Here is an 18092-nt window from a genome sequence, read left to right as displayed (position 1 = left end):
ACCCGGAAAAAACTAGAACTTGTAGTTCACGCCGGCCTTGATGGTGTGGTCGCCGATGTCGGACTTGGAGGTTCTCGCGCCGTCGAAGCTGCGGACGTCGTTGGTGCGGACATAGTTGTATTCGACCTTGGCGGAGAGGTTCGAATTGATGTTCTGCTCGATGCCGGCGCCGAGCAGCCAGCCGGGCTTCCAGCCATCGGGGCCTTTCGCGCTATCGGTATCGCGCAAGCTCGTCATCGCCACGCCGGCGGTGCCGTAGAGGAGCGTATCGCCGAGCGGCGCACCCACCTTGCCCTTTGCCGCCACGCGATAGCGCTCCTTCAGCTCGCCGCCGCGCACGTCGACTTCGGTATCACCCATGTGCGACAGCTCCAGCTCGCCGCCAACGACGGCGCCGCCCATTTCGGCATTGTAGCCGCCCTGGATGCCGCCCATGAATTCCTTGTCGCCGGAGAACGGGCTCATCTTGTCCGAGCCCATGCCCGCATGAAGGCCGACATAGGGACCCGTCCAACCGCCGGAAGCCGAAGCCGGCTCGTTATAGGACGGCGCATCGGAATAAGGTGCCAGGTCGGCAGCCGAGGCCTGCGTGATCAAAGCGGGCGTGGCGGAAATTGCGGCGATCATCGCCAGGGCGAAAGGCTTCACGTTCATGGTCATCGGCTTTACTCCGTACAGCGCCTGCGTTGGGAATACGCAGGCAATTACTCAGGTTACAAACTGCGGGGCGATACCGGCCATTCCACCACCCCCTCGGATGGCGCGGCGCTCGCCGGGCGCGCAGACACCTCTTCAATTTTCATGAATCCTTAAAGACTTCCTTAACCCGGCGGCCGGCTGGCGAGAGTTCGAAGGCAAGGGATGTTCACAATGCCGCGAGCGGGGCAATCATCCTCCGGCTCCGTTACCGCGCGGCCGGGGCGCGCAAATTTTCCGTCCGCCAGCGGAACTTTTTGCGGCGAGAGAAATTGTGAACAATTCGATCATCAGTGAGAGGAGAAATGCGCCATGTCTGCCGCACAGGAGTCCATCGCGCCGCGCGATGAACACATCCTCACCGTCCAGGAGGCGCTCGAGCCGCTCTTCTTCGCCTTGGAGGAGGAGGCCGAAATGAAGATGATCGCGGCAGCCGTAAAGGCCGGCTGGTCGGTCGACGAAGCGGTGGCCGCCATCGACGAGCTGCGCCGCAACGAATTGTTCCCCGTAGGCCGGACCCATTGAATTCATGAAAGCCTGTCGCTGCCCGGCGCAGGATCAAGCCTTCTCTTTTCCGCCTGTCGCCATCGCAAAAGCGGTGCACGGTTTGACGCGGCATGCTCTAAGTCTAGAAAAAGAGCAACAGCGACGAGGGCATGGCATTCATGACGATCCGAAACATTTGCATCTATGGCGCGGGCGCGCTCGGCGGGGCATTCGCGGCGAAGATCGCATCCGGGCTCGGCGACCAGGCCGAGGTATCGGTGGTGGCGCGCGGCGCACATCTCGACGCCATCCGCCGGAACGGCCTTACGGTGCGCTATGCCGGCGAACCCGAGCCGATTACGGCGCGGGTCACGGCAACGGACACCCCCTCCGAGCTGCCGCCGCAGGATCTTGTCATCACCGGGCTCAAGGGCCACCAGCTTGCGGGCGCGGCCGAGGGCATAGCAGGGCTATTAAAAGACGGAACCCGCGTGGTGATGATCCTCAACGGCATTCCGTGGTGGTATTTCCACCGGGATGAGGCGAGCGGCCATGCGGAGCGGCAACTCGAGGAACTCGATCCGGGCGGCAGGCTCTGGCGCCTCATCGGCCCGGAGCGGGTCATCGGCTGCGTCGCCTATCAGGGCGCGGAAGTCGTCCGCCCGGGAGAGATCGGCTTGAGCCTTCGCGGCCATTTCTTCCTCGGCGAACCGTCGGGCGTGCTTTCGGACGATCTGCGGACCATCGCCGATCTTCTGAGGGCGGCTGACCTGGACGTCCGCACGACCCAGGCGATCCGCGAGGTGATCTGGGAAAAGCTGATGCGCAATGCGGCCGTCAACCCGACCAGCGCGCTAACTCGGGCGCTATGCAACGACATGGTCGCCGATCCAAACATGCTGGCTCTTATGGGCAGGCTGATGGAAGAGGTGCAGGCCGTCGGCAAGGCGCTCGGTATCCGCTTTGCCCAGAGCGTGGAACAGGAGATCGAGCGCACACGCACGCTCGGCGCCGTGCGCACCTCCATGCTGCAGGACCTGCTTGCCGGAAAACCACTGGAGATCATGCCGCTCACCGGCATGATCGTCTCGCTCGGGAAGCTCGCCGGTATTCCCGTGCCGGCCTCCGAGACCATACTCACGCTTGCCGGCCAGCTGGACAGGGAAAACCTCAGAAGGTGATTCAAGAATTTCAGGAATTGAATCCGGAAAACCTTCCAGCCCTTTGAAAAGAAACGCTTCCGGCGGACTGGTTTCACCGGAAGCGTTTCGGAAAATCTCTATTGTTTGACCTGCTCGGCCCAGGTCGCGGTATTCGACTTGCCGTCCAGGAAGGGCAGCACGGTCGCCGCGAGTATCGGAGAAGCGAACATGTCGTAATGGGTCTGGTCCGGCACGATCGCCAGCCGGTTCTTCGGCATGTTCTCGCGCATCCAGCCCGCATCCTTCAGCCCGCCACCGAGCTTCTGGTAGAATTCGACGATATGCTCCGGGCGGATCATGTCGCTGTCGCCGTAGACGAGCATGACCGGCATGGTGAGCTTGGCGACGGCATCGGAAAAATCGTAGTCCCGGCGCATCAATTCGCCCATGGCATCCAGCAGCCGCGGGAACTCGGAAACATCCGGCGCCACCGCCTTGTAGGAGATGAACATGGGCGTTTCCTTCATCATCTCCGCCATGCCGGCGCCGACGGCCTCCTGTTGCGGGATCATCTCGGGGAAGAAGCCCTTTCTGGCAAACGGTGCCGAGACGACGACCAGCCGCCGCACTTTTTCCGGTGCCTGGGCCGCCATTTGCAGCGCCACGCCGCCGCCCATGGAATAGCCCATCACGTCCACCTGGCTGTAGCCGAGTTCGGCAATCAGCTCGCCCATATCGGCGCCGATGGCTTCCAGCGCGATCGGCCGGTCGCCGAGGCGCGTGCGCCCATGGCCCTGCAGATCGACGGCGATCACCTGCCGATGCTCGGTCAGCGCCGGCAGGATCGGCGCAAACATATCGATGGAGCCGAGCCCGCCATGCAGGAGCAGCAGCGGATCGCCCTCTCCCCGGATTTCGTAATAGTAATCTATGCCGCCGGCTTCGACATATCCCGTCTTCGACGGTTCGGCAGCGACCGCCGGAACGATCGAGGCGGCGATGACAGCGATAGCGGCTGCGAGCATCTTCATCGGCATGACTTCCTCCATGAGGCAACAGTTGAGATGCCCCAAGGACGTGCGGGTCTCGACCGAGCCGACAATGCGAACTCAAAAAGCTGCGGGCAAAAGAAAAAAGCCTGCCGGGGGTACGGCAGGCTGGAGTTGTGGAGGTCAATGTTATTGTGCGGTGGCGGCAGGGGACGAACGCCACCTTGTTATTTCAAGTGCCGCAAGCGGCGTATTCCGGCAGCGGGTCCGGGGACGGGAGCTGCGGCTTTTGCACGTTCAACTCGAAGCCAAGCCGAAGGTTCCACCAATCCTTAACCCGGGTTCCGCTACGCTTTCCGGGAGCATATGCAGGCATAAAGAGGCAAAGGCATGGCAGCCCCGACATTCCGCTTTACCCACTACGATCTGAAGGAACAGCGCGCCGGCGTGACGATCGAGGTAACGTTGAATGCCGTCAACAACGTGCGGCTGATGAGCAATTCGAACTTCCAGCGCTTCAAGGAGCTCCTGGATTTCAAGTATATCGGCGGTATCGCGAAAAAATCGCCGGTCCGGCTGCAGATCCCCGAAAGCGGCCATTGGCATCTGGTCGTGGATATGGAAGGCCATCACGGCCTTGCGGATTCCGGCGTCCGGATGATCCCCGCCCCGCCGAGCGTCACGGCCGGGAAGAAGGCGTCGTAGCGCGTCTCAGGGTTCGCCGCGTTCCTTGCGCAGCTTTGCCCACCAGTCGAGCCGTTTCCTGATCTCGCGCTCGAAACCACGCTCCGGCGGATCGTAGAAGACCTGCCGGCCCATCTTTTCCGGGAAATAGTTCTGGCCGGAAAAGGCATCAGGCTGGTCATGGTCGTAGCGATAGCCCTCGCCATAGCCTTCGCCCTTCATCAGCTTGGTGGGAGCGTTCAAGATGTGCTTGGGCGGCAGCAGCGAACCATTCTCCTTGGCGGCGCGCATCGCCGCCTTGAAAGCCGTGTAGACCCCATTGGATTTCGGCGCGGTCGCGAGGTAGACGCAGGCTTCCGCAAGCGCCAGTTCGCCTTCCGGCGAGCCGAGATAATCGTAGGCATCCTTGGCGGCATTGGCGATCACCAGAGCCTGGGGATCGGCAAGCCCGATATCTTCCACCGCCATGCGCACCAGCCGGCGGCCGAGATAGAGCGGGTCCTCACCAGCATCGAACATGCGGGCGAGATAATAGAGCGCCGCATCCGGATCGGAGCCGCGCACGGATTTATGGAGGGCGGAGATCAGGTTGTAATGGCCGTCCTGGGCCTTGTCGTAGACCGGGGCTCGGCGCTGGACGATCTGGATGAGACCTTCGGTATCGAAGACCTCCCCTTCCCTCGCCGCGCGCCAGACTTCCTCCGCAAGCGTCAGCACGGCGCGGCCATCCCCGTCCGCCATGCGGATCAGGCTTGCGCGCGCCGCCTCGTCGAGCGGCAACGGCCGGCCTTCGGTCTCTTCCGCGCGCTTGAGGAGCTCCTCCAGGCTCTCCTCGTCATGCGGCAGAAAGGTCAGCACGCGGGCGCGGGAAAGCAGAGCGGCGTTGAGTTCGAAGGACGGATTTTCGGTGGTCGCTCCGACCAGAATGACGGTGCCATCCTCCATCACCGGCAGGAAACTATCCTGCTGGGCGCGGTTGAAGCGGTGTATCTCGTCCACGAAGAGCAGGGTCTGGCGGCCATCCATGCGGCGCATGCGCGCCGCCTCGAACACTTTCTTCAGGTCCGCGACACCGGAAAAGATCGCCGAAATCTGCTCGAAGGCGAGCCCCGCCTCGCCCGACAGCAGGCGGGCGACCGTCGTCTTGCCGGTTCCCGGCGGCCCCCAGAATATCATCGAGCCGAGCGATCCGGCCTCGATCATCCGCCGCAGGGCGCCGTCAGGCCCGGTCAGATGCGGCTGACCGGTCACCTCCGCCAGCGATTTCGGGCGCAGCCGATCCGCCAGAGGCCGCCGGCTGGCGACCTCTTCCGGAACTTTCGGCGCGAAAAGATCGTCACTCATCGAAAGAACTGCCGTATCCTCTGGCCGTCGCGCTCGATCTCCACCCGCCAGAAACCGGGATCGTCATCGAGCATGGCCTCCATGCCGTTGGTGGAGGTAACGGACGTGCCGTTCAGCGAAATGATGATATCGCGCGGCTGGAAGCCCAGTCGGCCGGACGGCGAGCCGCGCGCCACATCCGTCACCACCACGCCGGTCTTGTCTGCCGGAATGCGCAGCTCCGTGGCAAGCTTCGGCGAGAGGTTGGCGATCCTCAGCCCAGCAAAGGGATTACGCCCTTCGATCAGCCGCTCGTCGCGCGGGGTGCTTTCCGGCGCCGTATTCAGCGCGATCGTGACCTCTCTCTGGCTACCGTTCCCCTCTACCGTCAACGTCGCCTGCTGGCCGAGGCCCGCGGTGGTCAGCCGATAGCCGAGCGCGTCGGGATGCTCGACCGGAATGCCGTTCACGGCCGTCACGACCTCGCCGGTTTTCAGGCCGGCCTTGTCGGCGGGGCCGCCCTCCACGACACGCACGACCAGCGCGCCGCGTGCCGTCTTCAAGCCCAGAGACTCCGCGATATCCGAGGTGACCGGCTCGAAACCGGCGCCGATATAGGGCCGTTCGAAGACGCCCTTGCCGCTTTCGGCGGCGGCGAGGAAGACCTTCACCAGATTTGCGGGAATGGCAAAGCCGATGCCGTTCGAACCGCCACCGCGCGAGAAGATCGCAGTGTTGATGCCGATCAACTGGCCGTTCATGTTCATCAGCGCGCCACCGGAATTTCCGGGATTGATCGACGCATCGGTCTGGATGAAGAAGCCGAAATCGCCGGACGTGATCTGGTTGCGGGCAAGTGCGGAAACGATGCCGCTCGTCACCGTCTGGCCGACGCCGAAGGGATTGCCGATCGCAAGCACCAAGTCCCCCACCTCGACGTGGTCGGAATCGCCGATCGGCAGCGCCGGGAAGTTCTCCTTCGCATCGATCTTCAGAACGGCGAGATCGACGCTCTCGTCCTTCAAGAGAACCTTGGAGGGAAATTCGCGGCCATCGGCGAGCGCGATCTTGATATCGTCGGCCCCCTCGATGACGTGATTGTTGGTCACCACCAGGCCGTTCTGAGCGAGAATGACGCCCGAGCCGAGCGAGGACTGTTTCTCCGTGCGGTTCGGCAGGCGCTGTCCGAAGAACTGTTCGAAGAAAGGATCACCCGCGAACGGGTTCAATCGCTGGATCACCCGTTCGGCATAGACGTTCACCACCGCGCCCGACGTCTGCTTGACGAGGGGCGAGAAGGAAAGCTGCATTTCCTGCCGGCTCTGCGGCACGACCTTGTTCTCCTGGGCGAATGCCGCAGCGGGCATCACCAGGTTCAGGGCCAGAAGGCCGGCCGACAGGCGTTTCAGCGTGCTCTGCATGTGATTCCTCTTCACGAAAATCTGGAACGATTTGTAGCGGCGAACGCTAGAAAGGAAAGGTGGCGGAACATAGGAATGGGAATTCTCCGAAGGCACCTCACCTTGCAGCCGGAAACGGAAAGATAGCATGGATCATATGGTGAAAGCGAAGGCCTGGGCCAAGACCCTGAAGCGGGACATAGTGGCCCTGTGGCTCGCCGCGCGCGACAGCCGCGTGCCGTGGAGCGCCAAGCTCATGGCCGGCGCCGTGGCGGCCTATGCGCTTTCGCCCGTCGACCTCATTCCGGATTTCGTACCGGTCCTCGGCTATCTCGACGACCTCGTCATCGTTCCGTTCGGCATCATGCTGGCGATCCGCCTCATTCCCCCGGCCCTGATGGAGGAGTTCCGCGCGGAGGCCATACTGCGGACCACACGCCCGAGCAGCCGCGGCGGCCTGGCGTTCATCCTCGCCCTTTGGGCGGCCGCCCTTATCTTCCTCGGCCTATGGCTCTTGCCGGACGCCTGAGCCGACCGTGCATCAACCGACAGAAAGGAGCACCCGATGCAGAGACTTACAGCCTTCGCCATCCTCACTCTGGCCGCGCTTACCTTCAATGCACCATCGAGCCTCGCCGCCAGTTTCGATTGCGAAAAGCCTGAACTTGCACCGGACGAAAAGGCGATCTGCGACAACCGGGCGCTCAACGATGCGGACGTGAAGATGGTCACGACCTTCGACCTGCTTGCCGGGCTGCTGGCCATGGGCGCGCGGGGCACGATGCAGGACGAGCAAAGCGCCTGGCTCAAGCGCCGGCAGGCCTGCGGCGGCGATGCCGCATGCATTCGCACCGCCTATGACGAGAGGCTGAAGCAATTGGATGACATCTATAACAACCTGACGCGGCCGCTTTAGCGGCGAACTCCACGATCGTCATGTTCCCCTCATAGCCCGGTCTTAGTATGCTGTTCATACCAGGGCCGCGATGCCGGAGGGGGATATGGAGGCTTTCAAGGTAACATCCTTCAATGTGGAATGGCTGACCAATGCGTTCGACGTCGTGCGCGGCGTCGTTCCGGAGCGATCGAGGCGCGGCCAGCGACGCATGCCCTCGATGACAGATGCGCAGGCGAAGCTCCAGGCATTGCGGGCAGAGATCCTGGAGATCGACGCGGACATTCTGTTCCTCATGGAAGCGGTTCCGGGCAGCGCGGACATGACGGCCTTCCGCGACGAATACCTGCCGGAATATAAGCTCATGACCCATCCGAATGGCGATGACAGGACATACGGCATTCAGGGCGAACAATGGCTGTGGTTCCTCGTCAAACCCGCGCTCGCCCAGGCGACACGGGCAAGCCTCCTCGATATAGCCACCTGGAAATCCTATACGGCCGACGAATCCAAGCTTTCACACAATGACGGCAAGTGGCAGTTTTCGGCTCCCCAACTCGACAACCGCGAGAAAACCGTCGGCGCAAATGTCCGCCGCTCCCATTCGCACTACCGCCACCCGCAAATCCTCGTCATGGATTACGAAGGCGTGCGCGTCGAGATCATCGGCGCACATTTCAAAAGCAAGCATATCGGTCTTTCCGTGCCGGCCCGGCGGCCGGAGGAAACCGACAAGGCCTATCATGACCGGCCGGATGTCGCGTGGTTCATGGCGAATGCACATGTGGCGCGCGCAAAGCTCAGCACCGAGGCCATGGACGTCCGCTACTACATCGACAAGCGGTTCTCACAGGAGGAACTGCCGATCATCATGGTCATCGGCGATCTCAACGACGGCCCAGGCAAGGAACTTCTCGAGCGGGAATATCTCCTGCATGACCTGATCAGCGTGCTTCAGGGCGATGTGTTCTTCGCCCGCAAGTTCCTGAACCACGGTCTGTTCGACTACCCGCAGCACCTGCGCTGGACGGCGATATTCGAGGACAAGCTCGATCCCGGACGCTCGCCGAACATCTTACTCGACCATATCGTCTTCACCGAGGCGCTGAGCCGGCGCGGGATCGGCCCCTTGCTGGTCGAGCCGCGATCCGGCTTCGTGGAGCATGAAATCCACGACCGCATCAACTCCACGCAGCCGGAAAACGCAAAGACGAGCGATCACCGGCCGGTCAGCCAGATCGTCGCCCGGCGGCCGCCTATCGCGTAGTCAACCCGATAACGGCATTTGCCTCGCGCAAGACTTCGTCTAGAACCTGTCGCGAAACTTTACCAACAGCTTCCACATGTTTCGCCTCCACTGTGACGATCTTTACCGGGCGGACGACGGATGGAGCCGGCAATCCGGCTTTCAAATGATCCGGAATACGGACGTCCCCAAGCCAGGGCCGGTTTTCCGCCGAAGTAATCATGACGACCCACAGCAGGGCGGCGTTTTCCCCGATCGGTCCATTTGACACCACGAGCGCCGGCCTGCGCTGCCGGGTGTCACGGTCTGTATAAGGAAAAGGAACGCGGACGACATCGCCTTGCTCAAAAATCGGCATAGGCCTTCCTGTCGGCCTCGCTATCCCACTCGCCGAACGTTGCGAATGGATCTTCTGCTTCCGGGGAGATGGGCGCGCGCGAGATCATCACACGTCCATCAGCCTGGATCGCATAAAGAATTTCGTCGCCCTCCCTGAGGTGAAGAGCGTTCCGGACCGGTTGCGGTATCGTGGTCTGTGCCTTGCTGGTAATTTTGCTCGTTATCATGACCTTACCCTCCCGTGCACAGTAAGGAATTTCCTTACCATGCACAAGACAGAAGCGCGTTTGAGCGGCACCCCGGCGAAGGTTGCGTCACGCCTCGGGCAGGATACGGACTGCGCCCTTGTCGGCGCTGGCGGCGAAGGCGGCATAAGCCTTCAGCGCCGTCGTGACATTGCGCTTGCGGGGCGCGGCCGGCTTCCAGCCGAGCACGTCCTGCTCGGCGCGGCGGGTGGCGAGTTCCGCATCCGGCACCGCGAGGTTGATCGTGCGGTTCGGGATGTCGATCTCGATCGGGTCGCCGTTACGCACGAGGCCGATCGCCCCGCCCTGGGCTGCTTCCGGCGAAGCATGGCCGATCGAGAGGCCGGACGTGCCGCCGGAGAAGCGGCCGTCGGTGACGAGCGCGCAGGCCTTGCCGAGGCCCTTCGACTTCAGATAGCTGGTCGGATAGAGCATTTCCTGCATGCCGGGGCCGCCCTTCGGGCCTTCGTAGCGGATGACGACGACATCGCCGGCCTTGACCTCGTTGCCGAGAATGCCCTTCACCGCCGCATCCTGGCTTTCGAAGACGACTGCCGGACCGGTGAATTTCAGGATCGACTCGTCCACGCCGGCAGTCTTCACGATGCAGCCGTCAAGCGCGATATTGCCGTAGAGAACGGCAAGACCGCCATCCTTGGAGAACGGCTTTTCGACCGAGCGGATGACACCCTTTTCGCTGTCGGTATCGAGATCATCCCAACGCGAGGATTGGCTGAAGGCGACCTGGGTCGGCACGCCGCCGGGCGCCGCCTTGAAGAATTCGCGGACCGTCTCGGAATTGGTGCGGGTGATATCCCAGCGATCGATCGCGTCGCCGAGCGTCGCCTCATGAACCGTGTAGCAGTCGCGATGGATAAGGCCGCCGCGTTCGAGTTCGCCGAGGATGCGCATGATGCCGCCCGCGCGATGCACGTCTTCCATATGGACATCCTGCTTGGCGGGTGCGACCTTGGAAAGGCACGGCACCTTGCGGGAAAGCCGGTCGATATCCTCCATCGTGAAATCGATGCCGCCCTCATAGGCCGCGGCAAGGATATGGAGAACGGTATTGGTGGAGCCGCCCATGGCGATATCGAGCGACATGGCGTTCTCGAAGGCCTTCTTGGTGGCAATCGAGCGGGGCAGAACGGTTTCGTCTTCCTGCTCGTAATAACGGCGGGCAAGATCGACGATCAGGTGGCCGGCCTCTACGAACAGGCGCTTGCGGTCGGCATGGGTTGCGAGCGTCGAACCATTCCCCGGCAGCGACAGGCCGAGCGCTTCGGTCAGACAGTTCATCGAGTTGGCCGTGAACATGCCCGAGCACGAGCCGCAGGTCGGGCAGGCCGAGCGTTCGATCGTGGCGACATCCTCGTCGGAAATCTTGTCGTCGGCAGCAGCGACCATGGCGTCGACGAGGTCGAGCGCGACCTTCTTGCCGTGCAGCACGACCTTGCCGGCTTCCATCGGGCCGCCGGAGACGAAGACGGCCGGGATATTGAGGCGCATGGCGGCGTTCAGCATGCCGGGCGTGATCTTGTCGCAGTTGGAGATGCAGACCATGGCGTCGGCGCAGTGTGCGTTGACCATGTATTCGACCGAGTCCGCGATGATTTCGCGCGAGGGCAGCGAATAGAGCATGCCGTCGTGGCCCATGGCGATACCGTCATCGACCGCGATCGTGTTAAATTCCTTGGCGACGCCGCCGGCGGCCTCGATCTCGCGGGCGACGAGCTGGCCGAGGTCCTTCAAGTGAACGTGACCGGGCACAAACTGCGTGAAGGAGTTCACGACCGCAATGATCGGTTTGCCGAAATCGCTGTCCTTCATGCCCGTCGCACGCCAAAGGCCGCGCGCGCCCGCCATGTTGCGGCCATGGGTCGTTGTTCTGGAGCGATAGGCTGGCATTGTCTTCATATCCTCGGGTGCGATCTTTATGGTTCCGCGCAGTTTAGCCCTTTCCTCCGGCAAGCGCAAAAACCCCTGACTTGGCAGCTTTCTAGGTCAAGTCCGGCAGGCTGTCACTATCAACGCGAGCCAAAGCGGTACGGTTGCTGGGAGCCGTGACCCAGCATTTGTTTTTCGCTGCTGCCGATCGAACCGGCTTGCTCTTCTTCACATAAACGTGGTTCCGTCCGATACCGTGAAACCTTTAGGCTGCGGGATACGTATAGGGAAGAAAAGGTTCGCCCAAGGAGAGTACGATGCCCGCCTTTCGTCCGCCCCATATCGCGGCTTCAGAGATCACGCCGCGTTCGATCTACATGTCTCGCCGAAGCTTCCTCGGCGCGGCCGCGGCGGGAATTGCCTTCGCCGGCGCGGGCGATGTGCTCGCGGCACCCCTCAGCGCCTCGCCGAGCATCTTCAAGACGGATGAGCCGCTGACGCCCAAGGAGGCGATCACCAGCTACAACAATTTCTACGAATTCGGCGTCAACAAGGAGGACCCGGCCGCCAATTCCGGCGACTTCAAGCCGCTCCCCTGGACGGTGAAGGTAGACGGCATGGTAGGCAAGCCGAAGGAATTCGGCATCGAGGAATTGATGAAGTTTCCGCTGGAGGACCGCACCTACCGGCTTCGCTGCGTCGAGGGCTGGTCGATGGTGATCCCCTGGATAGGTTTTCCGCTCTCCGCCCTGCTGGATCAGGTAGAGCCGCTCGGCAGCGCCAAATACGTCGCCTTCGAAACCGTGGTGCGGCCGGAGCAGATGCCCGGACAGCGCGGTTTCTTCCAGCCGCTTCCCTGGCCCTATATCGAGGGTCTCAGGCTCGACGAGGCCCGCCACCCGCTGACCATCCTTGCCGTCGGGCTCTATGGCGAAACCCTGCCGAACCAGAACGGCGCGCCGATCCGATTGGTGGTTCCGTGGAAATACGGCTTCAAGAGCATCAAGTCGATCGTCAAGATTTCGCTGGTGGAAGAGCAGCCGCAGACGACCTGGAAGAATTCCAACGCGCGCGAATACGGCTTTTACTCGAACGTCAATCCGGCGGTCGATCATCCGCGCTGGAGCCAGGCGACAGAGCAGCGGATCGGCGACGGCGGCTTCTTCAACGTCGCCCGGCGCGACACGCTGCCGTTCAACGGTTATGCGGACGAGGTGGCGAGCCTCTACGAAGGCATGGACCTGAAGGCGAACTATTGACGATGCTCACGCTGCCCACTCTGCCCCGCCGTTATCACAGCGCCAGCATATGGGGGCTCTACGCCATCGGACTGGTGCCGGCCGCCTGGTATTTCTACCTTGCGGCGACAGGCGGGCTGGGTTTCAATCCGGTCAAGGAATTTGAGCACCTTCTCGGCATATGGGCGCTGCGCTTCATCGTCGCCACGCTCGCCATCACGCCCTTGCGCGACCTTGCCGGTATCAACTGGATCCGCTACCGCCGTGCACTCGGGCTTCTCGCCTTCTATTACGTGCTGATGCATTTCTCGGTCTATGCCTCGCTCGACCTGCGCTTCAATGTGGGCGCGGTCGCCGCGGATATCGCGCGGCGGCCCTACATCACCATCGGCATGGCCTGTCTGCTGATGCTGATCCCGCTTGCGCTGACCTCCAACAACTGGTCGATCCGCAAGCTCGGGCCGCGCTGGACGAAATTGCACAAGCTGATCTACGTGATCGCGGCCGGCGGGCTCCTGCATTTCATCCTGGCGCGCAAGAGCCTGACGCTCGAGCCCCTCACCTATCTGGCCATCATCACCGGACTTCTCGCCTACCGTCCCCTGCGCAGGCCGATCATGAACTGGAAGCGCGGGAAAAAGTCCGGGGCCGCGCAAGCTGCCCGCTGAAAGCCCTCGCTTCAACGACTTTCAGTTTTGGCAGGTTCGGAAAGCAGGCCCAGCACTTCCGCGATGAACTGCGAACGGCCGCGCTCGGGACGATCGAGGTGGACATAGTGCGTGGCGCCGGGGATCGTGACGCTATGGACACCCGCCGCGTTGACGAGGTGGCCTTCAAGCGCGGTCACGTCATCGGGGCGACTCCAGAAATCGTTTTCCGAACGGATGATCAGCACGCGCGCGGTAATCGAGGCGGCATCCCAAAGCTGTCTTCCCGAAGCGAGATAGAAGCTATCTTCCATAGCCCCTGAAGGCGCGCGGAATGCCGGCGGTTCGTGATCGCCCGAGGCCGGATCGGATGCCAGAGCCGCCTGCTGATAGGCCTCGACCACCGCCGGGTCATGCCAGCTATCCTTGTCCTCGACGGGAATGGATCTGTCCCAGGAGGGGATGAGTGAGGCCGCCGTGTTCAACCGATAGGCACCGAACTTTGCGATGTTGAAACGGCTGCGATCATTCGGATCGGCGTTCTCGCCGTCCGATCCGAGCGTGGGATGTCCGGAAGTCGCCCCGTAAAGTGAATTATAGACGACCAGATGGCTGACCTTTTCCGGGAAAAGAGAGGCATACATGCCTGTCCAATGCCCGCCTGTCGCCCAGCCCAATAGGGCGACCTGCCGCCTGCCGGTCCTATCCTGGATCGCCTCGACCGCAGCATGGATATCTTGGACGACTTCGTTGGAATGAGTCAGCGGCCTGCCTTGCTGCGGGCCATCCTGCCCCGGACGGCTCGATCCGCCGTAGCCGCGGGCATCAAGAATGAACACCCGGTATCCTTCCATTGCCAGATCACCGGCGAGCGATCCCCCTTCCACCGGCAAATCGAAGGAGGCAACGCCCGGAACCCGCGCCCCATGGACGAGCATGACGGGAGGTCCCTTCGGCTCCACCCCGGCATTGCGGACTTCACGGATGGCGAGTTCGATATCGGCTCCAGCCTTTATCCGAAAATCCTCGCGTTCGATTTCCGCTAAGGCGGGAGCCCCGAAGGCAGCCGCGAGGGTAGCGCAATAAAAAGCAAGTCTTTGCATGGTCAACTCCTTGGGAAAGCCTTGTCAGCCATGGCTGACGTCACCCTCCCAGATCGTTGCGGCAGACAAACTTTTCCAATATCAAAACGGAGTTTATTGATACTCTTTCGGTATGATGACGATCGATCTGCACCATATGCGGCATTTCGTTGCCGTGGCCGAAGAACTGCATTTTGGGCGCGCCGCCGCCCGGCTCGGAATGGCTCAGCCCCCGCTCAGCCAGTCGATCAAGAGACTTGAAGACCGGCTGGGATTTTCGCTGTTCGAGCGGACCCAGCGCGTGGTGAGCCTCACCGCCGCCGGGCGTGTGTTTCTGGAGGAGGCGCGGCGAACCATTGCGCAATCCGAAGAGGCCGTCCGTCTGGCCCGCCGCGCGGCGTCCGACGAGCTTGCAGAGATTTCGATCGCCTTTGTCTCGGCAGCTCTCTACCGCCTGCTTCCGGCGACCATACGCGCCTTCCACGAAATTTGGCCGGATACGGCAATTCGGCTCGACGAACGCCCTACGGAAGCGCAATTGGTCGATCTCGCAAGCGGCGATATCGATCTCGGCTTTTTCCATCCGCCGATCCAAACCGTCGATGGCCTCGCCGTGGAACTGATCCACCGGGACAGGCTGATCGTCGCCGTGCCGGCTCATCATCCCCTCGCCGCCCTGGATTCCTGCCGGCTCGCCGATCTGGCCGGACGAGATTTCATCATGTTCCCTTACCAGCAGGGGCCGGTTCTGCACGGCAACATTACAAACGCCTGCAGGGCCGCGGGTTTCGTGCCGAATATTGTGCAGGAAGCTCGGCAGATGCATACCATCCTCAGCCTGGTGGCCGCGGGGCTCGGCGTATCGCTGGTGCCAAAAGGCGCAACGACGATGCAGATCGTCGGCGTGGCATTCGTCCCGCTGCTCGATGCACCGGAAAACGTGGCCTGGGAGCTGGCTATCGGCTGGCGGCCAAGAGGCGCGCGAAAAGCGCTGCGGAACTTCCTGGAGGTCGTGCGGTCGACAAGCCAGGGGCTTGAAGCATGAGGTGACCTCATCGCTCGGCAGCAAAAAGGCCGGGTGTTTCCACCCGGCCTTTTCATGTCCGACAATGCGGAATTATCAAGCGGCTTCGGCAGCTTCGGATTCAGCGGCAACGCGAGCCTTGTCGGCAGCGCCCTTGGCGTTGACGTCGCGCTCGACGAACTCGATGACGGCGAGAGCGGCGTTGTCGCCCTGGCGGAAGCCGGCCTTCATGATGCGAAGGTAGCCGCCGTTGCGGGTGGCGTAACGCGAAGCGATCGTGTCGAACAGCTTGCGGACGGCATCCTGATCCTGGATCTGCGAGATCGCCTGACGACGAGCATGCAGGTCGCCGCGCTTGCCGAGGGTGACGAGCTTCTCGACGATCGGACGGATTTCCTTTGCCTTCGGCAGGGTCGTTACGATCTGCTCATGGGTGATGAGCGAAGCAGCCATGTTGGCAAACATCGCCTTGCGGTGGCTTGCGGTGCGGTTGAGCTTGCGGCCGGCTTTCTGGTGGCGCATCTCTGGTCTCCTTTACTTGCAGGCATGCGCCTGCAGTTTAATGGTTAGTACTGGTCTTCGTAGCGCTTGGCGAGATCTTCGATGTTTTCCGGCGGCCAGGCGGGAACTTCCATGCCAAGATGGAGGCCCATGGATGCCAGAACTTCCTTGATCTCGTTCAGCGACTTGCGACCGAAATTCGGAGTGCGCAGCATTTCCGCCTCGGTCTTCTGAATGAGGTCGCCGATATAGACGATGTTGTCGTTCTTCAGGCAGTTCGCCGAACGGACGGAAAGTTCCAGTTCGTCGACCTTCTTGAGGAGAGCCGGGTTGAACGCGAGTTCGGTGACGGCTTCCTCTTCGGCTTCCTTCTGCGGCTCGTCGAAGTTGACGAAGACAGAAAGCTGGTCCTGAAGGATACGGGCGGCGAAGGCTACGGCGTCTTCACCAGAGACCGAACCATCGGTTTCGATGGTCATGGTCAGCTTGTCGTAGTCGAGAACCTGGCCCTCGCGGGTGTTCTCCACCTTGTAAGAGACCTTCTTGACCGGCGAATAGAGGCTATCGACCGGGATGAGGCCGATCGGAGCGTCTTCGGCACGGTTACGCTCAGCCGGGACATAGCCCTTGCCGTTGTTGACCGTGAATTCCATGCGGATTTCCGCACCCTCGTCGAGCGTGCAGATCACGTGGTCAGGGTTCAGGATCTCGATATCGCCTACCGTCTGGATGTCGCCGGCGGTAACCGAGCCCGGACCCTGCTTGCGCACGACCATGCGCTTGGCATCGTCGCCATCCATCTTGATGGCGATTTCCTTGATGTTGAGCACGATATCGGTCACATCCTCGCGAACGCCGGGGATGGAAGAGAATTCATGCAATACGCCATCGATCTGCACGGCGGTGACGGCCGCACCGCGCAGAGACGACAGAAGCACGCGACGAAGCGCGTTGCCGAGCGTCAGGCCGAAGCCGCGCTCCAGAGGTTCGGCAACCAGCGTTGCCTTGGTGCGGCCGGAAGAGGTGAATTCCACCTTGTTCGGCTTGATCAGTTCCTGCCAGTTCTTCTGGATCATGTTTCATACCTTCCGTTCGTTGCCACCATCCAATCGTGGCAACCGAGCACGAGGAGCGCCGAGCGGAGCACATATCGCTCATCGGCATACGGTCAAAGCCGCCAACCTCCGGGGAGGTAAAGCGGCTATTCCCGAGTTCAATGCAGGACCGCCCGAAGGCGGTCCAAGCGTAATACGACGATCAGACGCGACGCTTCTTGCGCGGACGGCAACCGTTGTGCGGGATCGGGGTCACGTCGCGGATCGAGGTGATCATGAAGCCCGCGGCCTGGAGAGCGCGAAGCGCCGATTCACGGCCGGAGCCCGGACCGCAAACCTCGACTTCAAGCGACTTCATGCCATGCTCCTGAGCCTTCTTGGCGCAGTCTTCGGCAGCGATCTGAGCAGCGAACGGGGTCGACTTGCGCGAACCCTTGAAGCCCTTGGCACCAGCGGACGACCAGGCAATCGCATTGCCCTGCGCGTCGGTGATGGTGATCATCGTGTTGTTGAAGGTCGAATTGACGTGGGCAACGCCCGACGTGATATTCTTGCGTTCGCGGCGGCGAACGCGGGTGGCTTCCTTGGCCATATTATCCCTTTCGTTGATCTCTGCACCGCCGTAATTCCAGCGGCTCCACCTTGGAAAAGCGAATAGCGAATAGTTGGTAGCGAATAGAACAAAAACCTATTCGCTATTGGCTAATTCCTATTCGCTCCCAAATTACTTCTTCTTACCAGCGATCGCCTTTGCCGGGCCCTTGCGGGTGCGGGCATTGGTGTGCGTGCGCTGACCGCGAACCGGAAGGCCACGGCGATGACGCAGGCCGCGGTAGCAGCCGAGGTCCATCAGGCGCTTGATGTTCATCGCGGTCTCGCGACGAAGATCGCCTTCGACCTGATAGTCGCGGTCGATGGTTTCACGGATCTGAAGGACTTCGGAATCCGTCAACTGATGGACGCGCTTGTCGGCCGGCAAGCCAACCTTGTCCATGATTTCCTGCGCAAATTTCGAGCCGATCCCGTGAATGTAGGTCAGCGCGATAACAACGCGCTTCGCAGTCGGGATATTGACGCCAGCGATACGTGCCACGTCTGTTCTCCTTTTCCAGTTGCCATCCGGCAAGTGGTGCTTCTTCCATGACAGCGGCCTGAAAGGCCACCAGTTCAACTTCATCCGGAACAAGTCAAAACGACCAGCTCCGGATGTCCT

Annotated in this window: 21 protein-coding genes; 9 read left to right on the top strand and 12 right to left on the bottom strand. The window is 61.8% G+C overall.

Annotated features, from left to right (window positions below):
- Positions 1 to 12: 12 nt before the first annotated feature.
- The gene (locus ACE04I_RS21235; protein WP_046792660.1) at positions 13 to 660 is read right to left on the bottom strand and encodes an outer membrane protein; all 648 of its coding nucleotides are present in this window, start codon (positions 658 to 660) and stop codon (positions 13 to 15) included.
- A gap of 348 nt (positions 661 to 1008) precedes the next feature.
- On the opposite strand from ACE04I_RS21235, the gene ACE04I_RS21230 reads away from it, so the two are divergent.
- Both ACE04I_RS21230 and ACE04I_RS21225 read left to right on the top strand, forming a co-directional pair.
- Positions 1009 to 1221: a hypothetical protein gene (locus ACE04I_RS21230; protein ID WP_046792661.1), complete on the top strand. Its 213-nt coding sequence runs from the start codon at positions 1009 to 1011 to the stop codon at positions 1219 to 1221.
- 140 nt (positions 1222 to 1361) lie between these two features.
- Positions 1362 to 2363 (top strand): ketopantoate reductase family protein, encoded by a 1002-nt coding sequence (locus ACE04I_RS21225; RefSeq protein WP_046793017.1) that lies wholly within the window; start codon positions 1362 to 1364, stop codon positions 2361 to 2363.
- A 98-nt stretch (positions 2364 to 2461) separates the two neighbouring features.
- Here ACE04I_RS21225 and ACE04I_RS21220 read toward each other — a convergent pair whose 3' ends face one another.
- Positions 2462 to 3373 carry an alpha/beta fold hydrolase gene (locus ACE04I_RS21220; protein ID WP_046792662.1) on the bottom strand — a complete coding sequence of 304 codons (912 nt, stop codon included), beginning with the start codon at positions 3371 to 3373 and terminating at the stop codon, positions 2462 to 2464.
- Between the two features lie 330 nt (positions 3374 to 3703).
- Between ACE04I_RS21220 and ACE04I_RS21215 the strand changes: the two genes are divergently transcribed.
- Positions 3704 to 4018 (top strand): DUF1883 domain-containing protein, encoded by a 315-nt coding sequence (locus ACE04I_RS21215; protein ID WP_046792663.1) that lies wholly within the window; start codon positions 3704 to 3706, stop codon positions 4016 to 4018.
- A gap of 6 nt (positions 4019 to 4024) precedes the next feature.
- On the opposite strand, the gene ACE04I_RS21210 is transcribed toward ACE04I_RS21215, so the two are convergent.
- Both ACE04I_RS21210 and ACE04I_RS21205 read right to left on the bottom strand, forming a co-directional pair.
- Complete coding sequence (locus tag ACE04I_RS21210; RefSeq protein ID WP_046792664.1) at positions 4025 to 5341, bottom strand: replication-associated recombination protein A; 1317 nt, start codon at positions 5339 to 5341, stop codon at positions 4025 to 4027.
- On the bottom strand, positions 5338 to 6741 hold the full coding sequence (locus ACE04I_RS21205; protein WP_046792665.1) for a DegQ family serine endoprotease: 1404 nt from the start codon (positions 6739 to 6741) through the stop codon (positions 5338 to 5340). Before ACE04I_RS21205 ends, ACE04I_RS21210 begins: the two co-directional genes overlap by 4 nt.
- A 127-nt stretch (positions 6742 to 6868) precedes the next feature.
- On the opposite strand from ACE04I_RS21205, the gene ACE04I_RS21200 reads away from it, so the two are divergent.
- The 3 genes from ACE04I_RS21200 (at position 6869) to ACE04I_RS21190 (ending at position 8882) form a co-directional block, all read left to right on the top strand.
- Entirely contained in the window at positions 6869 to 7249 is a 381-nt protein-coding gene (locus ACE04I_RS21200) for a YkvA family protein (protein WP_046792666.1), read from the top strand.
- A 36-nt stretch (positions 7250 to 7285) separates the two neighbouring features.
- The gene (locus ACE04I_RS21195) at positions 7286 to 7636 is read left to right on the top strand and encodes a lysozyme inhibitor LprI family protein (protein ID WP_487207587.1); all 351 of its coding nucleotides are present in this window, start codon (positions 7286 to 7288) and stop codon (positions 7634 to 7636) included.
- A gap of 85 nt (positions 7637 to 7721) precedes the next feature.
- Positions 7722 to 8882 (top strand): endonuclease/exonuclease/phosphatase family protein, encoded by a 1161-nt coding sequence (locus tag ACE04I_RS21190; RefSeq protein ID WP_046792667.1) that lies wholly within the window; start codon positions 7722 to 7724, stop codon positions 8880 to 8882.
- Here the strand turns inward: ACE04I_RS21190 and ACE04I_RS21185 are convergent.
- The 3 genes from ACE04I_RS21185 to ilvD form a co-directional block, all read right to left on the bottom strand.
- Positions 8872 to 9219 carry a type II toxin-antitoxin system PemK/MazF family toxin gene (locus tag ACE04I_RS21185; RefSeq protein ID WP_046792668.1) on the bottom strand — a complete coding sequence of 116 codons (348 nt, stop codon included), beginning with the start codon at positions 9217 to 9219 and terminating at the stop codon, positions 8872 to 8874. The genes ACE04I_RS21190 and ACE04I_RS21185 overlap by 11 nt on opposite strands.
- Complete coding sequence (locus tag ACE04I_RS21180; RefSeq protein ID WP_046792669.1) at positions 9206 to 9427, bottom strand: type II toxin-antitoxin system PrlF family antitoxin; 222 nt, start codon at positions 9425 to 9427, stop codon at positions 9206 to 9208. Before ACE04I_RS21180 ends, ACE04I_RS21185 begins: the two co-directional genes overlap by 14 nt.
- 87 nt (positions 9428 to 9514) lie before the next feature.
- Positions 9515 to 11353, bottom strand: coding sequence for a dihydroxy-acid dehydratase (ilvD, locus tag ACE04I_RS21175; protein WP_046793019.1), 1839 nt, complete (start codon positions 11351 to 11353; stop codon positions 9515 to 9517).
- Between the two features lie 296 nt (positions 11354 to 11649).
- Between ilvD and msrP the strand changes: the two genes are divergently transcribed.
- Both msrP and msrQ read left to right on the top strand, forming a co-directional pair.
- A complete protein-coding gene (gene msrP / locus ACE04I_RS21170) occupies positions 11650 to 12591 on the top strand; it encodes a protein-methionine-sulfoxide reductase catalytic subunit MsrP (protein ID WP_046792670.1) in 942 nt (313 codons plus the stop codon).
- Between the two features lie 2 nt (positions 12592 to 12593).
- On the top strand, positions 12594 to 13238 hold the full coding sequence (msrQ, locus tag ACE04I_RS21165; RefSeq protein ID WP_046792671.1) for a protein-methionine-sulfoxide reductase heme-binding subunit MsrQ: 645 nt from the start codon (positions 12594 to 12596) through the stop codon (positions 13236 to 13238).
- Positions 13239 to 13249: 11 nt separating this feature from the next.
- On the opposite strand, the gene ACE04I_RS21160 is transcribed toward msrQ, so the two are convergent.
- Entirely contained in the window at positions 13250 to 14320 is a 1071-nt protein-coding gene (locus tag ACE04I_RS21160; protein WP_046792672.1) for an alpha/beta fold hydrolase, read from the bottom strand.
- Between the two features lie 112 nt (positions 14321 to 14432).
- Between ACE04I_RS21160 and ACE04I_RS21155 the strand changes: the two genes are divergently transcribed.
- Positions 14433 to 15344, top strand: a complete 912-nt coding sequence (locus ACE04I_RS21155) for a LysR family transcriptional regulator (RefSeq protein ID WP_245282032.1) — start codon at positions 14433 to 14435, stop codon at positions 15342 to 15344.
- 75 nt (positions 15345 to 15419) lie between these two features.
- Here the strand turns inward: ACE04I_RS21155 and rplQ are convergent, their stop codons facing one another.
- From rplQ to rpsM, 4 genes are all read right to left on the bottom strand, one after another.
- On the bottom strand, positions 15420 to 15845 hold the full coding sequence (gene rplQ / locus ACE04I_RS21150) for a 50S ribosomal protein L17 (RefSeq protein ID WP_046792673.1): 426 nt from the start codon (positions 15843 to 15845) through the stop codon (positions 15420 to 15422).
- A gap of 44 nt (positions 15846 to 15889) precedes the next feature.
- Positions 15890 to 16900 carry a DNA-directed RNA polymerase subunit alpha gene (locus tag ACE04I_RS21145; protein WP_046792674.1) on the bottom strand — a complete coding sequence of 337 codons (1011 nt, stop codon included), beginning with the start codon at positions 16898 to 16900 and terminating at the stop codon, positions 15890 to 15892.
- A gap of 181 nt (positions 16901 to 17081) precedes the next feature.
- The gene (gene rpsK / locus ACE04I_RS21140; protein ID WP_007766864.1) at positions 17082 to 17471 is read right to left on the bottom strand and encodes a 30S ribosomal protein S11; all 390 of its coding nucleotides are present in this window, start codon (positions 17469 to 17471) and stop codon (positions 17082 to 17084) included.
- Between the two features lie 132 nt (positions 17472 to 17603).
- The gene (gene rpsM, locus ACE04I_RS21135) at positions 17604 to 17972 is read right to left on the bottom strand and encodes a 30S ribosomal protein S13 (RefSeq protein WP_046792675.1); all 369 of its coding nucleotides are present in this window, start codon (positions 17970 to 17972) and stop codon (positions 17604 to 17606) included.
- Positions 17973 to 18092: the final 120 nt, after the last annotated feature.

Source organism: Rhizobium moroccans, from assembly GCF_057559155.1.
Note: the sequence above shows the minus strand (reverse complement) of the source record. Positions and strands in the feature narration are given on the sequence as shown.